Annotated in this window: 23 protein-coding genes; 8 read left to right on the forward strand and 15 right to left on the reverse strand. The window is 64.2% G+C overall.

What is annotated here, in order from left to right; translation table 11 throughout:
- Positions 1-8 precede the first annotated feature (8 nt).
- Positions 9-1736 carry a diguanylate cyclase gene (locus LQ232_RS04705; RefSeq protein ID WP_230179207.1) on the forward strand — a complete coding sequence of 576 codons (1728 nt, stop codon included), beginning with the start codon at positions 9-11 and terminating at the stop codon, positions 1734-1736.
- A gap of 10 nt (positions 1737-1746) precedes the next feature.
- On the opposite strand, the gene LQ232_RS04710 is transcribed toward LQ232_RS04705, so the two are convergent.
- The 13 genes from LQ232_RS04710 to flgB are packed head-to-tail and all read right to left on the reverse strand — an operon-like array spanning position 1747 to position 14614.
- Positions 1747-2796 (reverse strand): serine/threonine protein kinase, encoded by a 1050-nt coding sequence (locus tag LQ232_RS04710; protein ID WP_230179208.1) that lies wholly within the window; start codon positions 2794-2796, stop codon positions 1747-1749.
- A gap of 11 nt (positions 2797-2807) precedes the next feature.
- Positions 2808-4016, reverse strand: coding sequence for an EAL and HDOD domain-containing protein (locus LQ232_RS04715; RefSeq protein WP_230179209.1), 1209 nt, complete (start codon positions 4014-4016; stop codon positions 2808-2810).
- A gap of 21 nt (positions 4017-4037) precedes the next feature.
- Positions 4038-5261 (reverse strand): flagellar hook-associated protein FlgL, encoded by a 1224-nt coding sequence (gene flgL, locus LQ232_RS04720; RefSeq protein WP_230179210.1) that lies wholly within the window; start codon positions 5259-5261, stop codon positions 4038-4040.
- Positions 5262-5272: 11 nt separating this feature from the next.
- Positions 5273-7222, reverse strand: a complete 1950-nt coding sequence (gene flgK, locus LQ232_RS04725) for a flagellar hook-associated protein FlgK (RefSeq protein WP_230179211.1) — start codon at positions 7220-7222, stop codon at positions 5273-5275.
- Positions 7223-7245: 23 nt separating this feature from the next.
- Positions 7246-8202: a flagellar assembly peptidoglycan hydrolase FlgJ gene (gene flgJ / locus LQ232_RS04730; protein WP_230179212.1), complete on the reverse strand. Its 957-nt coding sequence runs from the start codon at positions 8200-8202 to the stop codon at positions 7246-7248.
- Entirely contained in the window at positions 8202-9332 is a 1131-nt protein-coding gene (locus LQ232_RS04735) for a flagellar basal body P-ring protein FlgI (RefSeq protein ID WP_230179213.1), read from the reverse strand. Before LQ232_RS04735 ends, flgJ begins: the two co-directional genes overlap by 1 nt.
- A gap of 42 nt (positions 9333-9374) precedes the next feature.
- On the reverse strand, positions 9375-10070 hold the full coding sequence (locus LQ232_RS04740; protein WP_230179214.1) for a flagellar basal body L-ring protein FlgH: 696 nt from the start codon (positions 10068-10070) through the stop codon (positions 9375-9377).
- The gene (flgG, locus tag LQ232_RS04745; protein ID WP_230179215.1) at positions 10070-10852 is read right to left on the reverse strand and encodes a flagellar basal-body rod protein FlgG; all 783 of its coding nucleotides are present in this window, start codon (positions 10850-10852) and stop codon (positions 10070-10072) included. The genes LQ232_RS04740 and flgG overlap by 1 nt, the downstream gene beginning before the upstream one ends.
- A gap of 36 nt (positions 10853-10888) precedes the next feature.
- Complete coding sequence (flgF, locus tag LQ232_RS04750) at positions 10889-11620, reverse strand: flagellar basal-body rod protein FlgF (RefSeq protein WP_230179216.1); 732 nt, start codon at positions 11618-11620, stop codon at positions 10889-10891.
- Between the two features lie 34 nt (positions 11621-11654).
- The gene (gene flgE, locus LQ232_RS04755) at positions 11655-13013 is read right to left on the reverse strand and encodes a flagellar hook protein FlgE (protein WP_230179217.1); all 1359 of its coding nucleotides are present in this window, start codon (positions 13011-13013) and stop codon (positions 11655-11657) included.
- Between the two features lie 33 nt (positions 13014-13046).
- A complete protein-coding gene (locus LQ232_RS04760) occupies positions 13047-13727 on the reverse strand; it encodes a flagellar hook assembly protein FlgD (RefSeq protein ID WP_230179218.1) in 681 nt (226 codons plus the stop codon).
- Between the two features lie 18 nt (positions 13728-13745).
- The gene (gene flgC, locus LQ232_RS04765) at positions 13746-14159 is read right to left on the reverse strand and encodes a flagellar basal body rod protein FlgC (protein WP_230179219.1); all 414 of its coding nucleotides are present in this window, start codon (positions 14157-14159) and stop codon (positions 13746-13748) included.
- A 17-nt stretch (positions 14160-14176) separates the two neighbouring features.
- Positions 14177-14614 carry a flagellar basal body rod protein FlgB gene (flgB, locus tag LQ232_RS04770; protein ID WP_230179220.1) on the reverse strand — a complete coding sequence of 146 codons (438 nt, stop codon included), beginning with the start codon at positions 14612-14614 and terminating at the stop codon, positions 14177-14179.
- A 163-nt stretch (positions 14615-14777) separates the two neighbouring features.
- Between flgB and flgA the strand changes: the two genes are divergently transcribed.
- From flgA to LQ232_RS04785, 3 genes are all read left to right on the forward strand, one after another.
- Positions 14778-15611 carry a flagellar basal body P-ring formation chaperone FlgA gene (gene flgA / locus LQ232_RS04775; protein WP_230179221.1) on the forward strand — a complete coding sequence of 278 codons (834 nt, stop codon included), beginning with the start codon at positions 14778-14780 and terminating at the stop codon, positions 15609-15611.
- A 130-nt stretch (positions 15612-15741) separates the two neighbouring features.
- Positions 15742-16044 carry a flagellar biosynthesis anti-sigma factor FlgM gene (gene flgM / locus LQ232_RS04780; RefSeq protein WP_230179222.1) on the forward strand — a complete coding sequence of 101 codons (303 nt, stop codon included), beginning with the start codon at positions 15742-15744 and terminating at the stop codon, positions 16042-16044.
- 16 nt (positions 16045-16060) lie between these two features.
- Entirely contained in the window at positions 16061-16438 is a 378-nt protein-coding gene (locus LQ232_RS04785) for a hypothetical protein (RefSeq protein ID WP_230179223.1), read from the forward strand.
- A 17-nt stretch (positions 16439-16455) separates the two neighbouring features.
- Here the strand turns inward: LQ232_RS04785 and recJ are convergent, their stop codons facing one another.
- Both recJ and LQ232_RS04795 read right to left on the reverse strand, forming a co-directional pair.
- Positions 16456-18177: a single-stranded-DNA-specific exonuclease RecJ gene (gene recJ, locus LQ232_RS04790; RefSeq protein ID WP_230179224.1), complete on the reverse strand. Its 1722-nt coding sequence runs from the start codon at positions 18175-18177 to the stop codon at positions 16456-16458.
- A 19-nt stretch (positions 18178-18196) separates the two neighbouring features.
- On the reverse strand, positions 18197-19195 hold the full coding sequence (locus tag LQ232_RS04795) for a hypothetical protein (protein ID WP_230179225.1): 999 nt from the start codon (positions 19193-19195) through the stop codon (positions 18197-18199).
- 34 nt (positions 19196-19229) lie between these two features.
- Between LQ232_RS04795 and LQ232_RS04800 the strand changes: the two genes are divergently transcribed.
- From LQ232_RS04800 to LQ232_RS04815, 4 genes are read left to right on the forward strand one after another with little or no spacing between them, the layout of a single operon-like run.
- Positions 19230-20483 carry a lipoprotein-releasing ABC transporter permease subunit gene (locus LQ232_RS04800; RefSeq protein WP_230179226.1) on the forward strand — a complete coding sequence of 418 codons (1254 nt, stop codon included), beginning with the start codon at positions 19230-19232 and terminating at the stop codon, positions 20481-20483.
- Positions 20484-20487: 4 nt separating this feature from the next.
- Positions 20488-21171, forward strand: a complete 684-nt coding sequence (gene lolD / locus LQ232_RS04805; RefSeq protein WP_371820101.1) for a lipoprotein-releasing ABC transporter ATP-binding protein LolD — start codon at positions 20488-20490, stop codon at positions 21169-21171.
- A gap of 51 nt (positions 21172-21222) precedes the next feature.
- Positions 21223-23166 (forward strand): LTA synthase family protein, encoded by a 1944-nt coding sequence (locus tag LQ232_RS04810; RefSeq protein ID WP_230179228.1) that lies wholly within the window; start codon positions 21223-21225, stop codon positions 23164-23166.
- A 4-nt stretch (positions 23167-23170) separates the two neighbouring features.
- Positions 23171-24016, forward strand: a complete 846-nt coding sequence (locus tag LQ232_RS04815; RefSeq protein ID WP_230179229.1) for a TatD family hydrolase — start codon at positions 23171-23173, stop codon at positions 24014-24016.
- Positions 24017-24082 lie beyond the last annotated feature (66 nt).

A 24082-nucleotide genomic window follows, 5' to 3' on the forward strand; every position in this document is an offset into this window, starting at 1 on the left:
TCAACTGAATGGACACGACCTCATCATCCATGGCCATGCAGCCTTCTGCCCGCCCCGATTCTGATCACGCCAGGATCAACACGGGCACTTGGGGCGTCTGGCTGCTCGGCGACAACTGGAAGCAGCGCGTGCGCATTTTGCGCTGCCTGGGGGGTGGGCTGGTCTACCTGCTGGTGTGCCTGTTGATGAACTGGGTGGCTGCTCATGGCTATTTGCCGACAAGACCGGTGTTGGCCATCAGCGGGGCGATCGGCCTGACCATGCTGACCTTCTACGCCATGCTGCGCAGCAACATGAATCTGCGCTTTCGGGACGCATCACTGACCATGCCGCAGATGGTGATGGCGATCTCGTACGCGGCTTGGGTGTACACCATGGGTGGGGCAGCGCGCGACCTGATGCTCTTGACCCTGGCCCCCTTGCTGCTCTATGGGTTTCGCTACCTGCGGCCTTTGCAGGTCAGGATGCTCAGTGCTTATGCGATCGTGGCCATGGGCTCGGCCATGGTGTGGTTGCTTTATGCACACCCTCACACGTATGACGTCGCACAAGAGTTGCTGCGCTTCATGCTTCTGGCCGTGATCGGCGTGACCTTGTCGCAGTTCACCCGCAACGATGAAGAGGAAACCACCGGTTTTCTGCAGTTCCTGATGCACCTGGTGTTCTCCCGCGATCCCAAGCAGCGCCTGCGCATCCAGCGCTACACGGTGGCGGCGGTGAACTTCGTGATCTGCACGGTGGTGCTGGCTTACTCGGTCAGCGTGGGGGCGGTGAACGAGACTGCTGGTTGGGTTCTGGGTGCCTACATGATGGGCAGTTGCCTGCTGTTCTACGTCTTGCTGCGCAGCGGGTTCAACCTGCGTTTTGCCGACCCATCCTTGACCTTGCCCCAGATCATGGTGGCCATCACCTGCGTGGTGGGGGCGTATGCCATCTTGGGAGAGTCGCGTGGCGCGAGCTTGATGTTGCTGGCGCTGGCGCTGGTTTTCGGGCTGTTCAACTTGACCGCCTCACAAGCCAGGCTGGCGGCCTTCTTTGCCTTGGTGGCGCAGGGCTTGACCATGCTGGCCATGAACACCCTTGAGCCAGGCCGATACCCGGTGCGCCAGGAATTGATCCACTTTCTGTTTGCCTGCACCACCTTGCCCACGATCTCTTTGTTGGCCGGGCAGCTCAGCGACCTGCGGTCACGCCTGCGGGCGCGCAAGGACGAGCTGGCCATCGCGGTGGAGCGCATCCAGACCCTGGCCACGCGCGATGAATTGACCGGCCTGTTCAACCGCCGGCACATGGCGGAGACCCTGGCGTTGCAGAAGAAGTTCAGCGACCGGGGGGGAAGGGTGTTTTGCATCGGCATCCTGGACATCGACCACTTCAAGCGCGTCAACGACACGCACGGGCATGGCGCGGGCGACGAAGTGCTGCGAAACTTTGCCCACACCGTGCAACGTGAGCTCCGCGAGTCGGACGTGATCGCACGCTGGGGCGGTGAGGAGTTTTTGCTGATGCTGACCGAGTGCAGGGTGGGCCAGGCCGATGCGATGATGGAGCGGGTGCGAGACGTGATCAACAGCAAGCTGATGTGTCCGGCTCACCCCGACTTGCACATCCGCTTCTCGGCCGGATTGGCGGAGCAGCGCTTCGACGAGGAAGTGGCCGACACCATCGAGCGTGCGGACCAGGCGCTTTACCGTGCCAAACGTGCTGGCCGCAACCGCACGGTCCTGGCCAGTTGAACCGGAGCTTTCACCAGTCCTCTTCATCTGCCATGGGGCGGCCTTGCTGGCTGTCTTGCATGAGCTCGATTTGCTGGCGCAACAATTGCGATTGCTCGCTCCAGTAGGCCGAGGTGCCAAACCAGGCAAATGCCGCGGGGAAGGCCGGATCGGCCCAGCGCCGGGCCAGCCAAGCACTGTGGTGGATGATGCGCAGGGTGCGCAGCGGCTCGATCAGCGTCAGTTCGCGCCAGTCAAAATCGGCGAAGGACTCATAGCCCGACAGCAGTGAATGCAGTTGTTGCTGGCGCTCCTGGTGGTCGCCGCTGAGCAACATCCACAGGTCTTGCACGGCGGGGCCCATGCAGGCGTCGTCCAGGTCGACAAAGTGCGGGCCTTCGGGCGTCCACAGCACGTTGCCCACGTGGCAGTCGCCATGCAGGCGGCGCAAACGCAGTCCGTCGATGCGGTCGAAGGCGGCCTGGGCCAGGTCGAGCGCCTGGTCAGCGACCGACAGCCACACCGCGCGCTGGTCGTCGGTGACCACCTTGTGCTGGACCAGCCAGTCGCGCGCGGCGCGGCCGGTGGTCTCCACGCTCAAGGTGGTGCGGTGCTTGAACTTCTTGGCGGCGCCCACGGTGTGCAGGCGGGCCAGGAAGCGGCCCAGGCGCTCCAGCACGGCGGGGTCTTCCAGCTCGGGCGAGCGGCCGCCCTTGCGGGGCGTCACGGCCAGGCGGATGTCGCCCAGCAAGCCCAAGGTGGCGGGCTGACCCAGGCAGCGCACGGTGGGGTCGACTTCCAGGTCGGCGATCAGGGGCAAGGGCGCCACGGCGGGCACCTCGGCGTCCAGCAACTCTTGCGCGAAGGCGTGCTCTTCCAGGATCTGGGCATCGGTCCAGCGGCCCGCGCGGTAGAACTTGGCGATGACGTAGCCGGCATCTTCCAGTCCGATCTGGAAGACGCGGTTTTCGTAAGAGTTGAGTTGCAGCAGGCGGCCGTCGCTGAAAACGCCCATGGCTTGCAGGGCGTGCAGGACCGCGTCAGGGGTGAGGTTGGCGTAAGGGGTGTCCGAGGAGCTCATCCCCCATTGTGTCAGTCGAGCTGCGAGCCCGCACTCATGGCACGCAGCATGGCGCTGTTGATGTCGCCAAAGCTCATCATCAGGCCATCGGCCGCTTCGCGGATTTCGGCCAGGGTTTGGCCCTCCATGGCCTTGACCACATTGAGGTAGGGCGCGTAGGGGCCGGCGCCGTCAACCAGCACCTGGTAAACCCGCTCGGGCACCGGGATGGTTTTGAGCAGTTCGCTGAAAGGCTGGCGGAACATGCGGTCCAGCAGCGAGAACACCCCGCAGATGAACAGCTCGTTGCTCAGCTCGTTGTCGCCGCTGCCGCGCGAGAGTTCTTCCATCAAGAGGCCCCGGCGCACCGCGGCGAACATCACCGGGCGCATGTTGGGATCCTTGCTGGCGGTGGCCAGCAGCAGCGCCAGCCAACGCTTGAGGCGCTGGTAGCCCAGGATCATGATGGCGTGGCGGAAGGAGCTGATCTCGACCGATAGACCAAAGGCGGGCGAGTTGATGAAGCGCATCAGCTTGTAGGCCAGCGGCGGATCGCGTTTGAGTGTTTTTTCCAGGTCTTCGATGTCGGCCTGCTTGTGGACCTGGTCGATGAGCAGCACGATGACTTGCAGCGCGGGCTGGTCGGTGGGGCGGGTGGAAACCTCGATGGCATCGTCGATGGGCCAGCCCAGCACGGCGGTGGCACCACGGCGGAAGGCGTTTTCCATCGCCTCGACCGTGCGGATGCCGGACTGCACATGCCCGATGGTGCGGATCACGCCTTCAGGGCTGCTGTTGCTGACGCCGGTGTGAGGATCGATGCGGCGGTCATCGTCGTAATCGATGATGGAGTACTTGAAGCAAGGCAGCACTTCGCGCGGCAGTTCACGCAAGGGGCGGCCTTTGAGCAGCAAGAGGTTGCCGTTGGCGTGCAGCGTGCAAATGGGGGCAACGCTCTCGGGCTCGCAGGCCATGAAGGAGGGGATCTCCACCAGGATGTGCGTGGCCGGTTGCGCGGCGATCAGATCGTGCAGCAGGCCTTCGCTCAGAACGTTCAACCAGATCTGGGGGCCACCCACCGGCCAGGCTTCGCCCACCGCCGACAGCAGCGAGGCGGAGTCGAGGCCGGCGCTCTGGTTGAGGGGGAACACCGTCAAGCGCGTGGCGGTGACGCTGCGGTTGCGGTCGATGACCGGGCAATAAGCCAGGGCGATCTGGCCAAGAATGGGGTGGTCAGTCATGGGCAGTGAGTCCCTTGTGGGTCAGCCATTGATGTATTGGAACAGCGATAATTTTTGCACCATCGCATAACTTTTCAAGGCGGCTTCATAACCAGTCTGCTGGTTCTGGAATTTGGAGATGGCCGAGACCATGTCCAGGTCTTCGGCATTGGATCGCTCGGTTTCGGCGGCCAACTTGGAGGCCGTGATGCGGCCTTCGATGCTGTCCATGCGGTTCAGGCTTTCGCCGACCGCCGAGCGTGCGGCGCTGACGTTGCTGAGGATGCTGTCCAGGTTGCTCAGGCCCTGGTTCACCGCCTGCATGACCTGGCCGCTGCCCAGGTTGCTGGTGGTGAGCGAGTTGATGGCCGAGTCCAGGGCGTCGAACACGCTCAGGTCGTTGGTGGCCTGGTCAATGGTGAAGCTGTCGGTATCGGCAGGCTGGCCACTCACCGCGAACGACATGCCGTCGATCACGATGGCCTTGCCGCTGACGTAGGGCACGTCCGTCAAGGTGGTGCCACCGCCGTCCTTGGTGACGCTGTAGGTGGTCATGCCCGCGTTGACCGTGAAGTTGACGGCGTACTGCGGCGGTGTGATGCTGGGATCGGCCGGGTAGGGCAAGGCGCTGGGGGAGGTGACCGAGCCGGCGGTGATCCAGCCCGCGCCCGTGTTGGTGCTGACCGGGTTGGTCTTGTAGACGCCGTTGCCTGTTTTAGCCTTCAGCCAGGTCTGATCGCCATCGACGGTGAGGTTCAGGGTTTCACCAGCCGCGGCCTGCACCTGGCCGCCTTGGCCCACGAACTGCACGCCTGTGGTGGTGTCCAGGAAGGGGGGGGTGGCCGAGCCCTGCCCACCAAACACGAAGCCGTTGCTGCCGTCTGAGCGGTTGGCGATGGTGAGCATCTGCGCGCGGATGTCCTTGAGCTTGAGGGCCAGGGCCTGGCGTTCCTTGTCGGAGTAGCTGCCGTTGCCGGCCGCGATCATGGATTCGCGGGCGGTTTGCAGCAGGCTGACGGCATCGCCGATCGCCGATTCGCTCAATTGCATGACGTTGCGGCTGGCGTCCAGCGAGCGCTGGTTGGCGTCTTCGCGCGAGATGCTGGCCAGGGCCCGCTCGGCGCGCGCGGCGGCGATGGGGTCGTCGCTGGCCACGTTGACCTTCTTGCCCGAGGTCAGCTGCATCTGCGATTGCGACATTTCGGTCTGGCGCTTTTGCAGGTTGTCGATCGACGAGTCGAAGCTGTAGGCAGTGCTGATGCGCATGACGAGACTCCTTATCGGCTGATGCTGAGCAGCGTGTCGAACACCGACTGCGCCACTTGCAGGATCTTGGCCGCGGCCTGGTAGCCCTGCTGGAACTGGATGAGCCGGGCAGCTTCCTCGTCGAGGTTGACGCCGGTCTTGTTGGTCAACAATTCTTGCGAATTGGATGCCAGTGTGGCTGAAATGGTGGCCGATGTCTTGGCATCTTGCACCCGCACGCCAATGCTGCCAATGACCTGCGAGTAAGCATTGGTGATGGTGGCGCCGGGGGCGGTGCCACCGGCACCCTGATTCACCCGGCCCACGATGTCTTCATCGCGCAACGCCAGCAGGGACAGGGCATTGCCATTGTTGGAGGAGGGGTACAGGGTGGGGGCCACGCCGATGGTGTCGCCATTCTTGGGCACGCCGTTGAGGTTCAACTCGAAGCCGTTGTACTCGATGGGTGATCCGGGTGTCCAGGTGCCCGAGGCCAGCACAGCGCCGCCGGAGTCGCGGATTTCATAATCCTGACCCGAGCCGGAGGCGCCAGTGAAGGCCACGGTGACCGCGTCGTAAGGCGTGGTCGGTGTGGCGGTGATGCGCAGTGAGGCGACGGTGGCTGTGCCGGTGTTGGCGGTGCCCACGGTGCCATTCACCGGAGATGCCGCGGCGATGCCCGTGGGCTTGTCCAGCACCCGCTTCATGTTCAAAGCGGCGTTGCCGACGGGGCGCAGCATGAACTTGTCGCCACTGGCGATGGTCGCCGCGTCGATGTTGATGCGGAATCCGTCGACCACGTCGCCATCGGCCACCGAGGTGACGGTGTTGTCGCTCAGGCGGGTCAGCCGGTAGCTGCCCGGCGTGGTGGGGTCTTCGAACAGGCTGTAATCGCTGGCTTGCAGTTCACGGGCATCGACCACCGTCATGGTGACGGGCGGGTTGGTCGTGGACGAGGTGTTCTTTTTGGACGGCAGGACCTGGGGCGAGCCCACGTCAAAAATGGCAGCGCCGGCCGCAGCGGGCGTGCCCAGGTCCAGGCCGAAAGACTGCTGCTGGTTGACGCGCCAGCTCAAGGCCGAGGCCATCTGTCCCAGCAGGTTGCGGGCAGCGGGGATATCGTCGTTCTGAACTTTCAGCAGGCCGGCCAGCGTGCCGCCGGTGAGCAGGCTTTCGTCCAGGGTGTGCTGGTTGTTGCCCGAGCCAATGGTGATGCGGCCTTGGGTGGCGTCGTATTGGTCGGCTTGCACGCCCAGCGTGGAGGCCTGGTTGCTGAGCACCAGTTGCTGGCCACCCCCGATGAACACGCTGATCGAGCCATCGTCGGCCGGCACGGTGGACACCTGGACCTTCTCGGACAGGTTCTTGACCAGCAGGTCGCGCTGGTCCATCAGGTCGTTGGGCTCGTGGCCCTGGCCGGTGACCGAGGCGATCTTCTGGTTCATGTCGGCGATGCGCGCGGCCAGAGAGTTGATCTCGGTCACGGTCGTCTTGATGTCGGACAAGGTGCCGCTCTGCAGGTCGTTCAGCTGGACGCCCGCGTTGCTAAGGCGGCTGGCCAGTTCAGAGGCCTTGGACAAAACCACTTGGCGGGCGGACAGGTCTTGCGGCTGGTTGGCCACATCGACAAAGGCGTTCAGCATTTGGCCCGCGGCAAAACCAATGCCGGACTCGCCGGTGGACAGGACTTTCTCCAATTGGGTGAGCTTGTCCAGCCGCATCTGGTCGCCCGAGGCGACGGACAGGTTGTTGTTGTAATCGCGGGCCAGCAGAGAGTCGGAGGCGCGGGTCACCGTGTCGATCTTGACGCCGCGGCCATAGAAGCCCGCACCCGTGTAGCGCCCGCCTTCGGTCGACAATTGCACTTCCTGGCGCGAATAGCCTTCGGTGCTGGCATTGCTGATGTTGTGGGCGATCGTGTCCAGCTTCGCCTGGTTGGCGAACATGGCCCGTGTGCCGAGTGTGAGCAGTCCTGAACCCATGGTGGTACTTCTCCGTCAGTCGATCACGTCACCGAACGTTGCAGGCGCAGCGTGGTGTTGATGACCTTGGTGAGCTTGTCGGCGTAAGCAGGGTCCGTGGCGTAGCCGGCCTTCTGCAGGCCTTTTGCAAAGCCTTGCGCGGTGTCGGCCTGAGCCACGGTTTGACTGTAGCGTGGGCTCTTGCTCAGAAGCTGGGCATGGTCCTTGAAGGCGTCTTCGTAGGAGTCATAAGCACGGAATTTGGCCGTGACCTTGCGGGCCACACCACCAATGTATTCGGTGGTGGTGACCTCGGCCACCTTGCCGGTCCAGCTGGAGTTGGCCTTGATGCCGAACAGGTTGTGGCTGGTGGTGCCATCGGCCATCTTGGGCTGGTGCTTGCCCCAGCCGGATTCCAGCGCGGCCTGGCCCAGGATGTGGTTGGCGGGGATGCCCGTGGCGGCTTCGGCGGCCTTGGCGGCGGCCTGGTGCTCGCGGACGAACTGCTCGGAATTGCTCAGCTTGCGCGTGCTGGCGGCCGAGGCGCTGCCCGCGGCCGAAGCAGGGGCGATGGCGGCCGTGGCGGCCGTCGCGCTGGGGCTGGCGGGCATGGTCAACTTGTTCATCGACAGGTCGCCCAGGCCTTTGAATGGGCTGGTGGACGTGTCGGCCGAGGCGTCGGTGCCGCCCAGCTGGCGTTGAAGCTGCTTGATGATCATGTCGCTCAGGCCGCCCGGCAGGCCGCTCATCTGCTGGGCGCGCTGGCTGTCCAGCATGTTGGTGCCCATCTCGGTGCCCGAGTTTTCAAGCATGCCGCTGTTCATGGTGGTGGAGCGCATGCTTTTCATGAGCTCCTGCATGAACAGGCTTTCCAGCTGCTTGGCGGTGTCCTTGATCGCGCTTTTTTGGTCGGTGCCGGAAGCGTATTTCAGCTTGTCGAGCGAGCGCGTGTCCAGGCTCAGGCTGTTGCCGGAGGATGAGGGAAAAGGTGTCAGGCTCATCAGATGACCTCCAGCTCCGCTTGGAGCGCGCCGGCCGCCTTCATGGCTTGCAGGATGGCCAGCAGGTCCTGCGGGTTGGCGCCCAGGGTGTTGAGCGCCTTGACCACATCGGTCAATTTGGTACCAGCCGGCAGCTGGATCAGCGCGCCGGGTTCCTGGTTGATCTTGATGTCGGCCTTTTCGCTGACGACCGTCTGGCCTTGCGACAGGGCATTGGGCTGGCTGACGACCGGGGTGGAGCTGATGGTGACCGACAGGTTGCCGTGGGCGATGGCGCAGGGGCCAATGGTCACGGCCTGATTCACCACCACCGAGCCGGTGCGGGCGTTGATGACGATGCGGGCGGACGGCGTGGCGCGGTCGATGGACAGGTTCTCGATGTCGGCCATGAAGGCCACGCGCTCGCCGGACTGGGCGGGCAGCTTCACGCTGACGGTGCGGCCGTTGATGGCCTCGGCGGTGCCAGCCCCTTTGGCCTTGTTGATGGTGTCTGCGATGTCTCGGGCGGTGTTGAAGTCGTCGGCCTGCACGTCCAGCTGGACCACGCTGCTTTGCAACCAGGGCGTGGGCACGCTGCGTTCCACCGTGGCGCCGTTGGGGATGCGGCCGGCGCTGAGGTGGTTGACCTGGACCTTGGCACCGCCTTGCGAGGCGCCAGCACCGGCGATGATCAGGTTGCCTTGGGCCAGGCCGTAGATCTGGCCGTCGGCGCCTTTCAAGGGGGTGGTGACCAGCGTGCCGCCGCGCAGTGACTTGGCATTGCCCAGCGAAGACACATTGACGTCAATGGCCTGCCCGGGTTGGGCAAAGGGGGGCAGGGTGGCGGTGACCAGCACGGCGGCCACGTTCTTGACCTGCATGGCCACGCCAGCGGGCACGGTGATGCCCATCTGCTGGAGCATGGAGTTCAGGCTTTGGGCCGTGAAGGGGGTCTGGGTGGTCTGGTCGCCGGTGCCGTCCAGGCCCACCACCAGGCCGTAGCCCATCAACTGGTTGGCGCGCACGCCTTGAACGCTGGCGATCTCTTTCAGCCGGGCCGCTTGGGCCTCAACGGGCCACCACACGGCTGCGGAGGCGGCCAGGAAGGCCAGGCCAATCAGCAGTTTGAGGAGTCGTTCTGAAGTATTCATGAGGCCAGATTCCGGGAAGGTTCGGCCTCATTTTGGAGTTCTTTAGATCGGCAGAATGCTCAAAAAGAAGTGTGCAAGCCAGCCTATTCCCTGGGCGTCGGCCTGGGCGCCGCGGCCTCTTTGTTCGATGCGCACATTGGCCACCTGGGTGGAGGCCACGGTGTTGCCCGGCTGGATGGTCGTGGGGTCAATCTGGCCCGAAAAACGCAACAATTCCACGTTTTTGTTCACGCCGATCTGCTTCTCGCCCGAGATGACCAGGTGGCCGTTGGGCAGCACCTCGATCACCGTGGCCGTGATGGTGCCCACGAAGTTGTGGGAGCTCTCGGTCGTGCCTTTGCCATCAAAGGTGTTGGACGAGGTGCCGCTTGCGCTCAGGCGCAATTTGGCCAGTTGCTCGGCCCTCAGGAGGGGCACGGCCGACACCGACGCCGAGGCGTCGCCCGTCTTCTCGATGCTGCTGGTCGACTCCTGCTTGGCCGCGATCTTCTCGACGATGGTGACGTTCACGATGTCGCCAACCAGGCGGGCGCGGTGGGTTTCGAACAAGGGCCGGTAGCCGGCGCTCTGGAACAGTGAGCCGTTGGCAATCTCGGGCACCACCGGGACGGCCGGGCGAGCCTGGGTGGGCTCCAGCACATCGACCTTGGCGGTGGTGGGCAGAACAGAGCAGGCGCCCAGCAGACTGCAGGCGGCGGCGATGAGCGCCAGGCTGGCGCGGCGGCGGAGGGTGTTCATCACAGTTGCGCCAGACGTTGCAGCATCTGGTCCGAAGTCTGAATGGCCTTGGAGTTGAGTTCGTAGGCGCGTTGGGTCTGGATCATCGTGACGAGTTCTTCCACCACGTTGACGTTGGAGGTTTCCACGAAGCCTTGGGCCAGTGTGCCCGTGCTGTCGGTGCCGGGGTTGGCGGTCTGTGGCGTGCCGGAGGCGGGTGTCTCGGTGTAGAGGTTCTCGCCACGTGGCTCCAGGCCGGCTGGGTTGATGAAATTGGTCAGCTGGATCTGGCCCAGGGTCTGCGCGGTGTTCTGGCCCGAGATGGCCGCGGTGACCGTGCCATCCGGGGCGATGGTCACCGAGGTGGCGTTGGCAGGCACCGTGATGCCGGGCTGGATCTGGTAGCCGTTGTTGGTGACCAGCTGGCCTTGGTTGTCCAGCTGGAAGGAGCCATCGCGGGTGTAGCCCGTGGTGCCGTCCGGCATGGTGACGGGGAAGAAACCGTTGCCCTTGATGGCCACGTCCAGGTAGTTGGTGGTCTGCTGCAGGCTGCCTTGCGAGAACTGGCGCGAGGTGGCCACCGGGCGCACGCCCAGCCCCACTTGCAGGCCGGTGGGCAGTTGCGTCTGCTCCGAGCTGTTGGCCCCGCTTTGGCGCAGGTTCTGGTACATCAGGTCTTCAAACACCGCGTGCGAACGCTTGTAGCCATTGGTGCCGCTGTTGGCCAGGTTGTGAGAGATGTGGTCCAGCTGGGTTTGCTGGGCTTCCATCCCCGATTTCGAGATCCACAGTGATCGCATCATGGTGCTACTCCTCAGGCGTCAAGCCAGGTAAACAGATCAGGCGTTGCCCGACAACAATTGGGATGCCGCTTTTTCATTGCTCTCGGAGGTCTGGATCAACTTCATTTGAGCTTCGAACTGGCGGGCGGCCGCGATCATGCTGATCATGGTCTCGATGGGGTTGACGTTCGAGCCCTCCAGGGCCCCGTCTTGCACGCGGGCGTTGGCATCGACTGGCAGTTCGGCCCCGTCCGCGTCGCGGAACAGGCCATCCTCGCCCCGCGTCAGCTTGGTTTCCGGGGTGACCAGCTTGAGCTTGCCGATCCCGGTGATCTTGCCGCTGGCCTCTTTGGCGCTGACCGTGCCATCGGGCGCGATGCTGGCCTGGGCGTTCTGCGGGATGGTGATGGGGCCGCCGTCGCCCAGCACGGGCAGGCCGCTCTGGGTCATCAGCACGCCTTCGTTGTTCACCGTCAGCGACCCGAAGCGCGTGTAGGCCTCGGTGCCGTCCAGCGCGCTCACGGCCAGCATGGATTTGCCTTGCAGGGCCACGTCCAGCGGGCGCCCCGTGGTCGTGATGGGGCCTTGCGAGTCGTCGTAGCCCACCGTGGTCTCGAGTGAGTAGACGCGCGTAGTGGCACCATCGCCGCGCACCGGCACGGCACGAATGGCTTGCAGCTCGGCCCGAAAGCCGGTGGTGCTGATGTTGGCCAGGTTGTTGGCCAGCACATCCTGGCGCTGCATGTCCATCTTGGCGCCGGCCATGCCGACATAAATCATCCGATCCATGATGTGCTCCGGTTACTGCTGGCGGGGCGGTGCATCAACGCAGGTTCACCAGGGTCTGCAGAACCTGGTCTTCGGTCTTGATGGTCTGCGCGTTGGCCTGGTACATGCGCTGCGCCACCATCATGTTGACCAGCTCGCCGGTCAGGTCCACGTTGGATTCTTCCAGCGCGCCCGATTGCAGCAAGCCCAGGTTGCCCGTGCCTGGCGCGCCGGTGACGGGGGCGTTGGAGGCGTAGGTGGCGGACCATTCGTTGCTGCCTTGCGGTTGCAGGCCTTGCGGGTTGCGGAAGCTGGCGGTCACCAATTGGCCTGCAGGTTTGGATTGGCCATTGGAATAACGCGCCAGGATCACGCCCGAGCTGTCCACCGCGATGCTGGACAGGTCACCCGGTGCATAGCCGGTTTGCGACAAGTTGGTCACCGAGAAGTTGCCCCCGTACTCCGTGGACTTGGACAGGTCCATGGTGACGCCACTGATGATTTCGGTCTGCGCGATGGGCGGCACCGCGCTGGCATTGGTGACGTTGACTTTGGGGATGTCGGGCAGCGTGAAACTGCCGGTCGACGAGGTGGCCACTGGGTTGCCGCTGGCATCGTAGGTCGTGATCGTGCCAGGGTCGCCGGGGACCGGGCTGCCATTGGACAGATCGGTTGGCGTGCCGCCCGAGGTCGGGAAGGTCAGTGTGGCGGCCTTGGCTGGTGCGCCGGCACCGTCGGTCTGGATGGACGTGCCGTTGGCCGTCACGTACATGTCCCAGGTGTTGTCGCCCACCTTCTGGAAGTAGTAGGCCATGCCCACCGATTGGCCCTTCACGTCGTACATGGTCTGCGACGTCGTGAAGTTGTAGGTGGTGTTGTCGGTGAAATCGATGCCAACGCTCTTGATCGAGTCGGTGGACTTGAAGTTCATTTCGATCGCGGTCTTGTCCGTCTGCTTGGGGGCAATGCCGCCCGTGGTCAGCTGGATGGGCACCAGGTCACTGGTGTTGGTGATGTTGCCCGTCAGGTCGGCCTGGTAGCCCAGCAGCTTGTGCTGCGCGTTGTTGACGATGAAGCCGTCGCGGTCGATCTTGAACTGGCCGTTGCGGGTGAACAAAGTCTGGTTGCGACCGTCTTGCACCTGGAAAAAACCATTGCCGTTGATGGCCAGGTCCATGGGGTTGTCGGTGGTGCTGATGTTGCCCTGCGTGAATTGCTGGGCCACGGCCGCCACGGTGGCGCCAATGCCGACTGCGCTGGTGCCGGAGCCATTCAGTGCCGCCGCGTACATGTCAGAGAACTCGGCCCGCGAGGCCTTGGCACCATAGGTGCTGGTGTTGGCCACGTTGTTGCCAATCACCTCCAGATTGCGAGCCGATACATTCAGACCGGAGAGACCTTGTTGGAAGCCCATGGTGTTGTCCTTTCGGGGTACTGCTTTGAAAAATTAAACGACGACTTTGATCTTGTTGTAGGCCGTGGTGCCGCTGTTGCGCAGCTCCAGGTTCAAGGTACCGTTGCTGTTGCTGATGGCATCGACCTGGTCGTTCATCAAACTGGTGTTGCTGACCGCGGTGCTGCCGTTCTTGGCCGACACCTTGAAGGTCAGCCCTTCGCTGGACATGGTGCTGGGCACCGTCCACTGGAAGCTGTGCAGGCCGGCCGTCTGCGAGCCCTGGCTGATGGTGTCGACCACCTTGCCTGCGGCGTTGATCACATCGATGTTGACGGTGGCCGCGCTGCCGCTCAGGTCGAAGGCGCCTGCGGCCACGGTGCTGGTGGTGCCGTCCTCGGCCTTGACGGTGCCAGCGACCAGCTGGTTGCCCTCGATCAGCACCTGATGGCCCACCAGGCTGGCGCCTTGCAGCACCTGCATCTGGCTGAAGCCATCGGTCACACCGCCCATGGTGGTGTTGAGTTTTTCGATGCCGGTCACCGTGCTGATCTGGGCCATCTGGCTGGTGACCTGCGCGTTGTCCATTGGGTTCAGGGGGTCCTGGTTCTGCATCTGCGTGACCAGCAGCTTCAGGAAACGGTCCGAGGCCTCGGTCGTCTTGTCGCTGGCAGCGGCCTTGGTGCCGTTGATCTTGTCGAGAACGGAATTGCCGGTTGAAGATACGGTGCTCATGTCATGTCCTTAGGTAAATCAGGTGCCTTGACCGAGCTGCAGCGTCTTCATCAGCAGGCTCTTGGCGGTGTTCATCACTTCGATGTTGTTCTGGTACGAGCGCGAGGCCGAGATCATGTTGACCATCTCTTCCACCGCGTTCACGTTGCTGTAGGTCACGTAGCCATCGGCATCGGCTTGCGGGTGCTTGGGGTCAAGCACACGGCGGCCGGGGGTGTTGTCTTCGGTGATGTTGCTCACCGTGACACCGGCCGTGCCCACCTCGTTGCCCATGGGCGTGGTGGTGAACACCACCTGGCGGGCCTTGTAGGGTGAGCGGTCGGGGCCGGCCACCGTGTCGGCGTTGGCCAGGTTGGAGGCCACCACGTTGAGCCGCTGGGCTTGCGCGCTGACCGCGCTGCCCGAGACGTTGAAAATGCTGAACATCGACATGGCTGATTACTCCTGGGTCACTGGCCGGTGATGGCCGTGTTGAGCGTCTTGACCTGGCTGTTGATGAAGCGCAAGGTGGCTTCATAACGAACCGTGTTGTCGGCGAAGGTGGCACGCTCGCGGTCCATGTCGACGGTGTTGCTGTCCAGGTTGGTCTGGGCGGGTGTGGCGTAGTTCATGTCGGTGGCTTCCTTGCTGCCGGCGGGGGCACCGCCGCGACCCAGGTGGCCGGCACTGGCCGTGGCCAGTTGCAGCTTGGCCGGCGACAGCGATGAGGCGCCCGACGAGGCCTGCCCCGTGGCGTTGCGCAAGGCGCTGGCGAAGTCGAAGTCCCGTGCCTGGTAGCCCGGGGTGTCGGCGTTCGCGATGTTGCTGGCGATCAGGCGCTGGCGCTCCGAGCGCAGCGCCAGGGCATCAGCCTGGAAGTTAAGGGTGTCGGTCAATCTGTTCAGCATGGCAAGCCCTCCGGCCTGTGAGCGCTTTGCCAAGAACAACGGGATTTGGCGCAGCTTGTAGGGGATGGTGAACGTCTGGGGCCGAAACATGAGCCGGAATAAGCGGCCTTTCGGGCCTCATTTCAGACTTCTCCGCGCTGCGGGGCTTCGTACAGTGGCAGGCATGGACACGAACCCCAATACCCCCTCATCGACCAGCCCCTCGGCCCCTGCGCCGGGCCTGCTGCATGACCTGGGTTTCGAGCCATTTCAAATTTGGGCGGCCTTGCTGAGCGCCCTGGTGTGGTTGCTCTTGTGCGGGGGCGCGGTGCTGTTGTCACCTTCGGCCCACGCGCAGGCGTCGCCGGTTGGCGAGTCGGGTGTGCTGCAGGCGTATGTGCAGAGCTTGTTACACGACCAGGCTTTGCCCCAGGCCGACACTTCAAAGAGCGGCGCGCCTTGGCGCGTCGAAGTTGTTCTGGGCCAACTGGACCCACGCCTCAAGCTGGCGCCTTGCGACAAGGTCAAGGCCTATGTGCCGGCTGGCATGCGCCTGTGGGGCAACACCCGCGTCGGTTTGCGTTGCGAGCAGGGCGCGGTGCGTTGGAATGTTTACTGGCCCGTGTCCGTGAAGGTCTGGGGACAGGCGTTGGTGGCCGTGGGCACGGTGCGCCCGGGCACGCCCTTGGCGATGGAAGACTTGCGCATGGCGGAAGTCGATCTGGCTTCGCATGCCTCGCCCGCGGTGCTGCGCGCGCAAGACGTGGTGGGTCGCACCGTGGTGCGCCAGCTGTCAGCCGGCCAAAGCCTGCGTCAGGAGGATGTGAAGGCCCGCCGCTGGTTCGCCGCCGGTGATCCTGTGCGTTTGACAGTCAAGGGCCCCGGATTTTTGGTCGGCTCCGAAGGCACGGCGCTCACGGCGGGTGACGAGGGGCAATGCGCCAAGATCCGGCTTGAAGGTGGCCGCGTGGTCTGTGGGGAGCCCGTCGGGGCCCGCCAGGTGGAGATCTTCTTGTGAAATTCGGTCAATTTGCAGGCCCACCCCCCTGGATTGCGGGGGTTTTGGCCTTTGGCGTTAAAGTCGGTGGCGGCCGGGTCGATATCCCGGATGTGACCACTCGGTTCACACCGAGAGTAAGGAGTACATCATGAAAATCGGCAACCCTTCAGACAAAGCTGTCAACGGCACCAGTGCCAAGACAGAAGCCACCGCCAGCACCAAGACGGCCGGTAAAACGGCCAGCCTGGATGGCGGCGTGAGCGAGAGCGCCAAGGTAACACTGTCCAACGCGGCATCCAATCTCTTATCAGGAGCGGATCCCACTTTCGATGCCAACAAAGTCTCGAAAGTGAAGCAATCGATCGACGACGGTTCCTACAAAGTGGACCCCGAGGCCATCGCGGACAAGCTGATCGCCAATTCGCGCGAACTGCTCGAACGCCAGCACTGATCGAGGCTTTTCGATCATGGCCGCTGTTCAACCGCCCCTGCTGGATCTGACGCCCCACATTGCCGCCATCGAGGCGCAGTTGGGGGTGTTGGACGAAGCTTTGGTGTCGCAAGACGCCCAGGCGATCGAGTCGTGTAGCCAGGATTTGCACCGTTCACTGGCCGAAGCGATGGCGGCTTTTCGCCATGCGGGGCCAAATTCACTGACGCCGCAATTGCGTCATCAACTGCTGCTGGCGCAAGCGCGCGTCATGGGGCAGCAATCCACCGTCAGGCGCGCCGCTCATTCCATCGAGCGCACTTTGAGCATGCTCTTGCCCCAGGAAGCCTCGGCCACCTATTCGGCGCTGGCGCCCAAATCCGGCCAGATGGCCGTGAACGCCTACCGCGCCTGAGCGCCACTGGCTCGCCGTCAGGCGTCCGCCAAACCTTCCACCATGATCTGAACGCGTTGGCGTCCCTGGTATTCGTCCAGGCCGATGCGAAACGCCAGGTGCACTTTGTCGGGCAAGGGTTCGGTGCGGCCAAACCAGATGCCATCGCGCACCTGACCTTGCACCCGCAAGCTCAGTTTCATGTGGCGGGTACCGACCAAACGCTGGCCGATCACCTCGACCGCGTCGCTGAACACGGGCGCGTCAAAGCCCGGCCCCCACACCGTTTGCTCCAGCGCTGATGCTGTTTCTGGCGTGAACCACTGCGTGTCCAGCGGGCCATCGGTGCTGATCTGGCGCGCCAGCAGGCTGGGGTCCAGGCCTTCGTGGGCGACCAGCATGATGGCCTGCTCGAAGGTGTCGAAATCTTCTTCCAGGATGGTGCAGCCGGCGGCCATGGCATGGCCGCCGAATTTCTTCAACAAGCCCGGGTGGCGCTTGCTGACGAGGTCGAGCGCATCGCGCAAATGGAAGCCGGGGATCGAGCGCCCGGAGCCTTTGAGCAGGCCGTCTTGCCCCAATGCGAACACAAAAGTGGGGCGGTGCTGGCGGTCTTTCAGGCGCGAGGCCACGATGCCCACCACGCCTTCATGAAATTCCGGATCGAAGATGGCGATGGCGGGCGGCGGCTCATCTTCGGGCATCAATGATTCGAGCAGCGCCTCGGCCTGCTCGCGCATGCCGGTTTCCAACTCGCGGCGTTCACGGTTGATGGCGTCAAGCTGCTGTGCCAGTTCTTGCGCACGGCCCACGTCGTCGGTCAGCAGGCATTCGATGCCCAGGCCCATTTCGGCCAGGCGGCCTGCGGCGTTCACACGCGGGCCCAAGGCAAAGCCGAAGTCCTGGCTGGAGGCTTTGGCAGGATCGCGCCCGGCCGCAACGAACAGCGCCGCGATGCCAGGCTGCATGCGGCCCGAGCGGATGCGCTTGAGGCCCAGGCTGACCAGGCGCCGGTTGTTGGCGTCCAGCCGGCCCACGTCGGCCACGGTGCCCAGGGCCACCAGGTCCAGCAGGCTGTCGATGCGCGGCTGGTTGGCGGCATCGAAGGCGCCGCGCTGGCGGCGTTCGGCACGCAGGGCCAGCAGCACGTAGAACATCACGCCCACGCCCACCAGTGCCTTGCTGGCAAAGGGGCAGTCGGGCTGGTTGGGGTTCACGATCACGTCGGCCAGGGGCAGGCTGACCTGGCCATCGGCGTTGACCACGGGCAAGTGGTGGTCGGTGATGACCACCTGGATGCCCAGGGCATGCGCGCGGTCCACCGCTTCGTGGCTGGCCATGCCGTTGTCCACGGTCATCAGCACCTTGGCCTGCTTGGCGTGCACCATTTCGACAATGGGCGGCGTGAGGCCGTAGCCATGCAATGCGCGGTCGGGCACCACGAAGCTGACCTGGCCGGGCTGGGCGCCCAGCATCTTCAGGCCGCGCAGGCCGACGGCGCAGGCGGTGGCGCCATCGCAGTCGTAGTCGGCCACGATGCAGATGTGATGGTTTTGCTCAATGGCGTCGGCCAGCAGGCGGGCGGCTTCCAGGGCCCCCTTCAGCTCGCTGGGGGACAGCAGTTTGGCGGGGGCGTCATCCAGCTCATCGACATGGCGCACGCCGCGCGAAGCGAACAGGCGCGCCAGCAAAGGATGCACGCCGGCCTGCTCAAGCGCCCAGGTGGTGCGGGCGGGGATGTCTCGGGCGGTGATTTTCATGGGGCGGGATGGGGCCGGTTCAAAGGGTGGGGAGCAGGGCCGAAGGCAGGGGGCCGGTGCGGCCCAGCCAGCGCTGAGCACTGCTGAGCAGGCGCTGCGAGAAAGAAGGGGCTGCTGGCTGGCCGAGGGTGATGGCGCTGCGCTCGCCGCACAGTGTCAGTTCAAGGGTCTGGCCAGCGTCCAGGGCGGCGCAGGCGTTTTTGAAGACGGTGGCATCCAGTGTTTGCCAGGTGGCGATCCAGTCGGCCAGGTTGCTGGCCAGCAAAGGGGCTCGCAAATCAGTCACCAATTGCGTGCCTGAAGGTTGTGGCGGCGTGGTTTGATCTGGCAGTGGCCCGGTGCCACTCAGCCAGAAAGAATTGACGGTCAACTGGCCAGACGCTTCGCGCGGCGCGTTGAGCGGGTGCTCGTACATCAACATCTGCACTTCGTTTTGCAAGCGCTTGATGAGGCGCGCTTGCGGGTGGTCGGGCATCCAGACATCGGGATTGCGGCCAATGACCCGGTCCAGCGAGGCGGTGGGCAGGCTGGCCAGCGAGGGGTGGGCGGCGTACCAGCGGGTGGGGGTGCCGTAGACCAGGGTCCAGCCTTCTTCTTCGAACCAGGGGCGCAGCACTTCCAGAAAGACACGGGCCTCGACCTCGGTCAGGCGCAGTTCATCGGGGTCAAGCAGGGTCAGGGTTTCGCGGCCCATCAGCCAGTGGCAGGGGCTCAAGAGGCCCCAGGCCTGGCCCGCCGTGTCAATGCCGCTGGCCTTGGCCTGCCAGGCCGCCCAGGGCAGGGTGCCGTCGGCCAGATCGCCCCAGCCCAAAGATTGCGCCAGAACACGCTCGTGGGGCATGGACAAGGCATATTCTTCGCCGTCCAGGCGCGTGGATTGGCCCAGCCGCGCCAAAAGCTGGTGCAAGTGGGGCAAGCGCTGCGCATCGTCCAGCCGGGGCAGGGCCTGCTGGCACGGTTCAGACAGGCTGGCCGCGAAAGGCAGGATCAAATGCAAAGAGGGGGTCGGGGCGGGCATCCGGGGATTATCAAGTGAGTACACTTCGCGCACCATGAACCTTCCCTATGAATGGCGAGTTGGTTGGCGCTACACCCGCGCCGGCCGAGGTGCCCGCCGCAACGGCTTTATCTCTTTCATCTCAGGTGTGTCCGTCCTGGGCATTGCCCTGGGGGTGGCGGCCCTCATCATCGTCCTGTCGGTGATGAACGGCTTCCAGAAGGAAGTGCGCGACCGCATGCTGTCCGTGATCGCCCACGTCGAGATCTACGACGCGCATGGCGGTTCACTGGCCGACTGGAAGGCACTGGCCGCCCGGGCCCGCCAGAATCCGCAGGTGATAGGGGCCGCGCCTTTCGTGCCGGCCCAGGCCCTGATCGCGCGGGGCGAGAACATGCGCGGCACCATGGTGCGCGGCATCGTGCCCGAAGAGGAAATTTCGGTGACGCCCTTGGCGGCGCAGATGAAATCCACCATGGCCTTGCTCACACCGGGCAGTTGGGGGGTGGTGATCGGTTCTGAATTGGCCAACAGCCTGGACGTGCGTGTGGGCGATCCCATCACCTTGGTGGCGCCGAGCGGCCAGGTCACGCCCGCGGGTGTGGTGCCGCGCATCAAGCAAGTCACCGTGGTGGGCACCTTCAGTGCTGGCCACTATGAATACGACAATGGCATGGTGCTGATGCACGCCGACGATGCGGCCAAGCTGTTCCGCACCGGTGGGCTCACCGCCTTGCAGCTCAAGCTCAAGGATGCGCAAGACGCGCGCGTGGTGGCTGGTGAATTGGCCGTGTCGCTGGGCAGCGATGTGGTGGTGAACGACTGGACGCGCACCAACCGCAATTGGTTCGACGCCGTGCAGGTCGAGAAACGCATGATGTTCATCATCCTGACCTTGATCGTGGCCGTGGCCGCGTTCAACCTGGTCTCGACCCTGGTGATGACGGTGACCGACAAGCGCGCCGACATCGCCATCTTGCGCACCTTGGGCGCCACGCCAGGCTCCATCATGGGCATCTTCATGGTGCAGGGCGCCTTGTCGGGCATCCTGGGCACGCTGGGTGGTTTGGGCCTGGGCCTGTTGGTGGCCTTCAACGTGGGCGCCATCGTGCAGTTCATCGAGCACCTGCTGGGCGTGCATTTCCTGCCCGGCAGCATCTACCTGATCAGCCGCATGCCCAGCGATCCTCAGGCGGCCGACATCGTGCCGATTGCCGTGATCTCGCTGGTGCTGTCTTTCCTGGCCACGATTTACCCCAGCTGGCGCGCCAGCCGAGTTCAGCCCGCCGAGGCCTTGCGTTATGAATGAGCCCATGCTGTCGCCAGATTTGATCCTTCACGCGCAAGGCCTGACCAAACGCTTCACCGAAGGCCCGCTGGACGTGACCGTGTTGCAGGGCGTGGACCTGACCATCTCGCGTGGCGAGATCCTGTCCATCGTGGGGGCCTCGGGATCGGGCAAGAGCACGCTGCTGCACCTGTTGGGTGGCCTGGAGGCGCCCACGTCGGGCCGCGTGCAACTGATGGGCCGCGACTTTTCCAAGCTTAACGCAGCCGAGCAAGGGGGCTGGCGCAACCAGCACCTGGGCTTCATCTACCAGTTCCACCATTTGCTGCCCGAGTTCTCGGCCGTGGACAACGTGGCCATGCCACTGTTGATCCGGCGCTTGTCGGTGCCCGAGGCGCGCAAGCAAGCCATGGCGATGCTGGCCCGCGTGGGCTTGTCATCGCGCGGCGAGCACCGCCCCTCCGAGTTGTCGGGTGGCGAGCGCCAGCGCGTGGCCGTGGCCCGTGCCCTGGTCAGCCAACCGGCTTGTGTGCTGGCCGACGAACCCACCGGCAACCTTGACCGTGGAACCGCCGATGGTGTCTTCGATCTGATGCTGCAGGTGGCCAAGGAGCAGGGCACCGCTTTCGTCATGGTCACCCACGACGACAGCCTGGCGCACCGTTGCGACCGCTATTTGCGCCTGGTCCAGGGGCGCCTGGCAGCCTGAGCTCGCCAGCATTACCTCGGCTCACTCCGTTTCTACAAAGAAGTTCTTCACATGCTTCATTCCAGATCTTCCGTGCTGGCGCCCGCCAGATTGCCTTTGCTGATCGTGCTGGTGTGGATGGGGGTGTTCACCGCGCTGCGCCTGGGGCTGGCCTTGTCGGTGGGTACGGCCTCCGTGCCCTTCGCGCTGTGGCCTGGCATCTTTGCCAAGGGCTTGATGTTCGACATGGCCGTGGCCGCGATCGCCGTGGCGCCGGTGTGCGCCTACGAGGCCTTGCTGCCCAACGGCTGGCGTGGTCAGCGCTGGCACAGGGTGCTGCGCACGGTGTGGGTCTGGTTCGCGCTGCTGGTGATGTTGATCGCAGCGGCGTCCGAAGTCACCTTCTGGGTTGAGTTTTCCACCCGCTTCAACTTCATCGCGGTGGATTACCTGATCTACACCCAGGAAGTGATCGGCAACATCCGCCAGTCCTACCCCATCCCGGCGATCATGTTGGGCCTGGCGTCGCTGGCAGCGCTGCTGAGCTTCTTCTTGCACTCGTTCTTGAAGCGTGCCAATGAGCATGTGTTTTCAGGGGGGCAACGTGTGGCTCTGGGGCTGGCCGCCATCGTGCTGCCCACATGCAGCCTGTTGCTGACGAACGTGGACCAGATGCAAGGCCTGGGCAACGCCTACGCTGACGAGTTGTCGGGCAATGGCTTGTTCACGCTGGCCGCGGCCATGCGCCGCAATGAGCTGGACTACGACAAGTTCTACCGCACCATGCCGCAGGCCCAGGCCGACGCCATCCTCAAGGGCATGGACGTGGAGCGCCAGCCCTTGAGCGAAGCCATTCACCCGCCCTTGGGCGAAGACCCGGCGGACGACCCTTTGCCTTTCACGCGCCGGCCCAAGAACGTGGTGCTGATCTCGGTCGAAAGCCTGTCGGCCGCGTTCATGGACACCTACGGATCGACCAAGCACCTCACGCCCCGGCTGGATGCCCTGGCACGTGAGGGGATGATGTTTGAGCACATGTACGCCACCGGCACCCGCACGGTGCGGGGCCTGGAGTCGCTGTCGCTGGGCACACCGCCCGTGCCTGGCCAGGCCATCGTGCGCCGCCCCAACAACGAACACCTGGCCACGCTGGGCGAGATCCTCAAGCCGCAGAACGTCGAGTCGTATTTCTTCTACGGCGGCTACGGTTACTTCGACAACATGAACGCCTACTTTGATGCCAACGGATACAAGGTGATCGACCGCACCGACATCCCCAAGGCCGACGTGGTGTTCGAAAACGTTTGGGGCGTGGCCGACGAGGTTTTGTTCAACCACGCCATCAAGACGTTGACGGCCGAAGCCAAGGCCGACAAGCCCTTCTTCGCCCACATCATGACCACGTCCAACCACCGGCCCTACACCTACCCGGATGGCCGCATCGACGTCAAGTCACCGGGCGGGCGCGACGGCGCGGTCAAGTACACCGACTACGCCATCGGCAAGTTCATCGACGATGCGCGCAGTCAGCCCTGGTTCAAAGACACGCTGTTCATCATCATCGCGGATCACTGCGCTTCGGTGGCCGGCAAGAGCAAGTTGCCGGTGGACGGATACCACATCCCATTGATCTTCTACGCCCCAGGCATGGTGCCGCCCAGCGTCTACAAGAACACCGTGAGCCAGTTGGACCTGGCGCCCACCATTGTTGAAATGATGGGCAAGGGGGGTGACGACCACTTTTTTGGCCGGCCCTTCTTCGAGGCGGAAAACGAGAACCCCAACCGGGCTTTCATCAGCAACTACCAGGAGCTGGGCTACCTGCGCGGCGATGTGCTGACGGTGTTGCTGCCCAAGCGCAAAGTGATGGCCTACAAGGTGGACCCGACCACTTTGGCCACCACGCCCACCACGGTGGACGAGCGTCTGATGAACGAGGCGATCGCCTATTACCAGACCGCCTCGCGGGCTTTCAAGGAAGGCGCCTTGAAGATGGAGAAACCCGGCGGACAATAGCACCATGTGGATCGACACCCATTGCCACCTTGATGCCCCGGAGTTCGACCGCGACCGCCAGGCCGTGATCGAGCGGGCATCTCAAGCGGGCGTGGGGATGATCGTGGTGCCGGCTGTCATGCCTGCCACCTTTGAGGCCGCGCGGCAAGCCGCCGAGCAATGCGGTGGCACTTATGCGTTGGGCACCCACCCCTTGTTCGTGAAAGAAGCTGGCGATGACGCCATCGACCTGCTGCGAGCGGCGTTGCAACGGCATCGTGATGATCCCCGCCTGGTGGCCATCGGCGAGATCGGCCAGGACCACTTTGTCGACGACCTGAAAGACCCTGCCGGCAACGCTCTGCAAGACCGCGTCTACGCCGCGCAATTGGCGTTGGCCGTGGAGTTCGGGCTGCCCGTGATCGTGCACGTGCGCCGCAGTGCCGATGACGTGCTCAAGCACCTGCGCCGCCTCAGACAGCAGGGCAAAGTGGTGCCCGGTGGCATTGCCCACGCCTTCAATGGGAGTGCGCAACAGGCCCAAGCGTTCATCGACCTGGGCTTCAAACTGGGTTTTGGCGGGGTCATGACCTTTGACCGGGCCCTGCAGATCAGGCGCCTGGCCGCCGACGTGCCGGCCGAGGCCATCGTGCTGGAAACCGACGCCCCTGACATCCCGCCGCACTGGCTGTATGTGCAAGAGAAAGACCGCGCCCAAGGCCGCGACAGCCGCAACGAGCCGGCCGAGTTGCCCCGCATCGCGCAGACCCTGGCCGAGCTGCGCGGCTGGTCGCTGGCGCAGACCTGCGACATCACCGCGGCCAACGCACTCCAGGCCTTGCCGCGCCTTCAAGCACTGATCCGCGCCTGAGCGGACAATAGCGCCTTTACCTGGCGACCTCGCCATCCTCCCTCCCCCTTGCCGGGGACACGCACC

The sequence above is a fragment of the Aquabacterium sp. CECT 9606 genome (assembly GCF_918741295.1).
In the GTDB taxonomy this organism is placed as follows: Bacteria; Pseudomonadota; Gammaproteobacteria; order Burkholderiales; family Burkholderiaceae_C; genus Aquabacterium.

Coding starts and splice junctions, on each gene's coding strand:
- flgK (WP_230179211.1), bottom strand. CDS start 7,222: ATGGGTTCAGGACTGCTCACACTCGGCACACGGGCCATGTTCGCCAAC.
- LQ232_RS04800 (WP_230179226.1), top strand. CDS start 19,230: ATGAACCTTCCCTATGAATGGCGAGTTGGTTGGCGCTACACCCGCGCC.
- flgC (WP_230179219.1), bottom strand. CDS start 14,159: ATGTCGATGTTCAGCATTTTCAACGTCTCGGGCAGCGCGGTCAGCGCG.
- flgE (WP_230179217.1), bottom strand. CDS start 13,013: ATGGGCTTCCAACAAGGTCTCTCCGGTCTGAATGTATCGGCTCGCAAT.
- flgA (WP_230179221.1), top strand. CDS start 14,778: ATGGACACGAACCCCAATACCCCCTCATCGACCAGCCCCTCGGCCCCT.
- LQ232_RS04735 (WP_230179213.1), bottom strand. CDS start 9,332: ATGAATACTTCAGAACGACTCCTCAAACTGCTGATTGGCCTGGCCTTC.
- flgB (WP_230179220.1), bottom strand. CDS start 14,614: ATGCTGAACAGATTGACCGACACCCTTAACTTCCAGGCTGATGCCCTG.
- LQ232_RS04740 (WP_230179214.1), bottom strand. CDS start 10,070: ATGAACACCCTCCGCCGCCGCGCCAGCCTGGCGCTCATCGCCGCCGCC.
- lolD (WP_371820101.1), top strand. CDS start 20,488: ATGCTGTCGCCAGATTTGATCCTTCACGCGCAAGGCCTGACCAAACGC.
- LQ232_RS04810 (WP_230179228.1), top strand. CDS start 21,223: ATGCTTCATTCCAGATCTTCCGTGCTGGCGCCCGCCAGATTGCCTTTG.
- LQ232_RS04710 (WP_230179208.1), bottom strand. CDS start 2,796: ATGAGCTCCTCGGACACCCCTTACGCCAACCTCACCCCTGACGCGGTC.
- flgG (WP_230179215.1), bottom strand. CDS start 10,852: ATGATGCGATCACTGTGGATCTCGAAATCGGGGATGGAAGCCCAGCAA.
- flgF (WP_230179216.1), bottom strand. CDS start 11,620: ATGGATCGGATGATTTATGTCGGCATGGCCGGCGCCAAGATGGACATG.
- recJ (WP_230179224.1), bottom strand. CDS start 18,177: ATGAAAATCACCGCCCGAGACATCCCCGCCCGCACCACCTGGGCGCTT.
- LQ232_RS04795 (WP_230179225.1), bottom strand. CDS start 19,195: ATGCCCGCCCCGACCCCCTCTTTGCATTTGATCCTGCCTTTCGCGGCC.
- LQ232_RS04760 (WP_230179218.1), bottom strand. CDS start 13,727: ATGAGCACCGTATCTTCAACCGGCAATTCCGTTCTCGACAAGATCAAC.
- LQ232_RS04815 (WP_230179229.1), top strand. CDS start 23,171: ATGTGGATCGACACCCATTGCCACCTTGATGCCCCGGAGTTCGACCGC.
- LQ232_RS04705 (WP_230179207.1), top strand. CDS start 9: ATGGACACGACCTCATCATCCATGGCCATGCAGCCTTCTGCCCGCCCC.
- LQ232_RS04785 (WP_230179223.1), top strand. CDS start 16,061: ATGGCCGCTGTTCAACCGCCCCTGCTGGATCTGACGCCCCACATTGCC.
- flgL (WP_230179210.1), bottom strand. CDS start 5,261: ATGCGCATCAGCACTGCCTACAGCTTCGACTCGTCGATCGACAACCTG.
- flgJ (WP_230179212.1), bottom strand. CDS start 8,202: ATGAGCCTGACACCTTTTCCCTCATCCTCCGGCAACAGCCTGAGCCTG.
- flgM (WP_230179222.1), top strand. CDS start 15,742: ATGAAAATCGGCAACCCTTCAGACAAAGCTGTCAACGGCACCAGTGCC.
- LQ232_RS04715 (WP_230179209.1), bottom strand. CDS start 4,016: ATGACTGACCACCCCATTCTTGGCCAGATCGCCCTGGCTTATTGCCCG.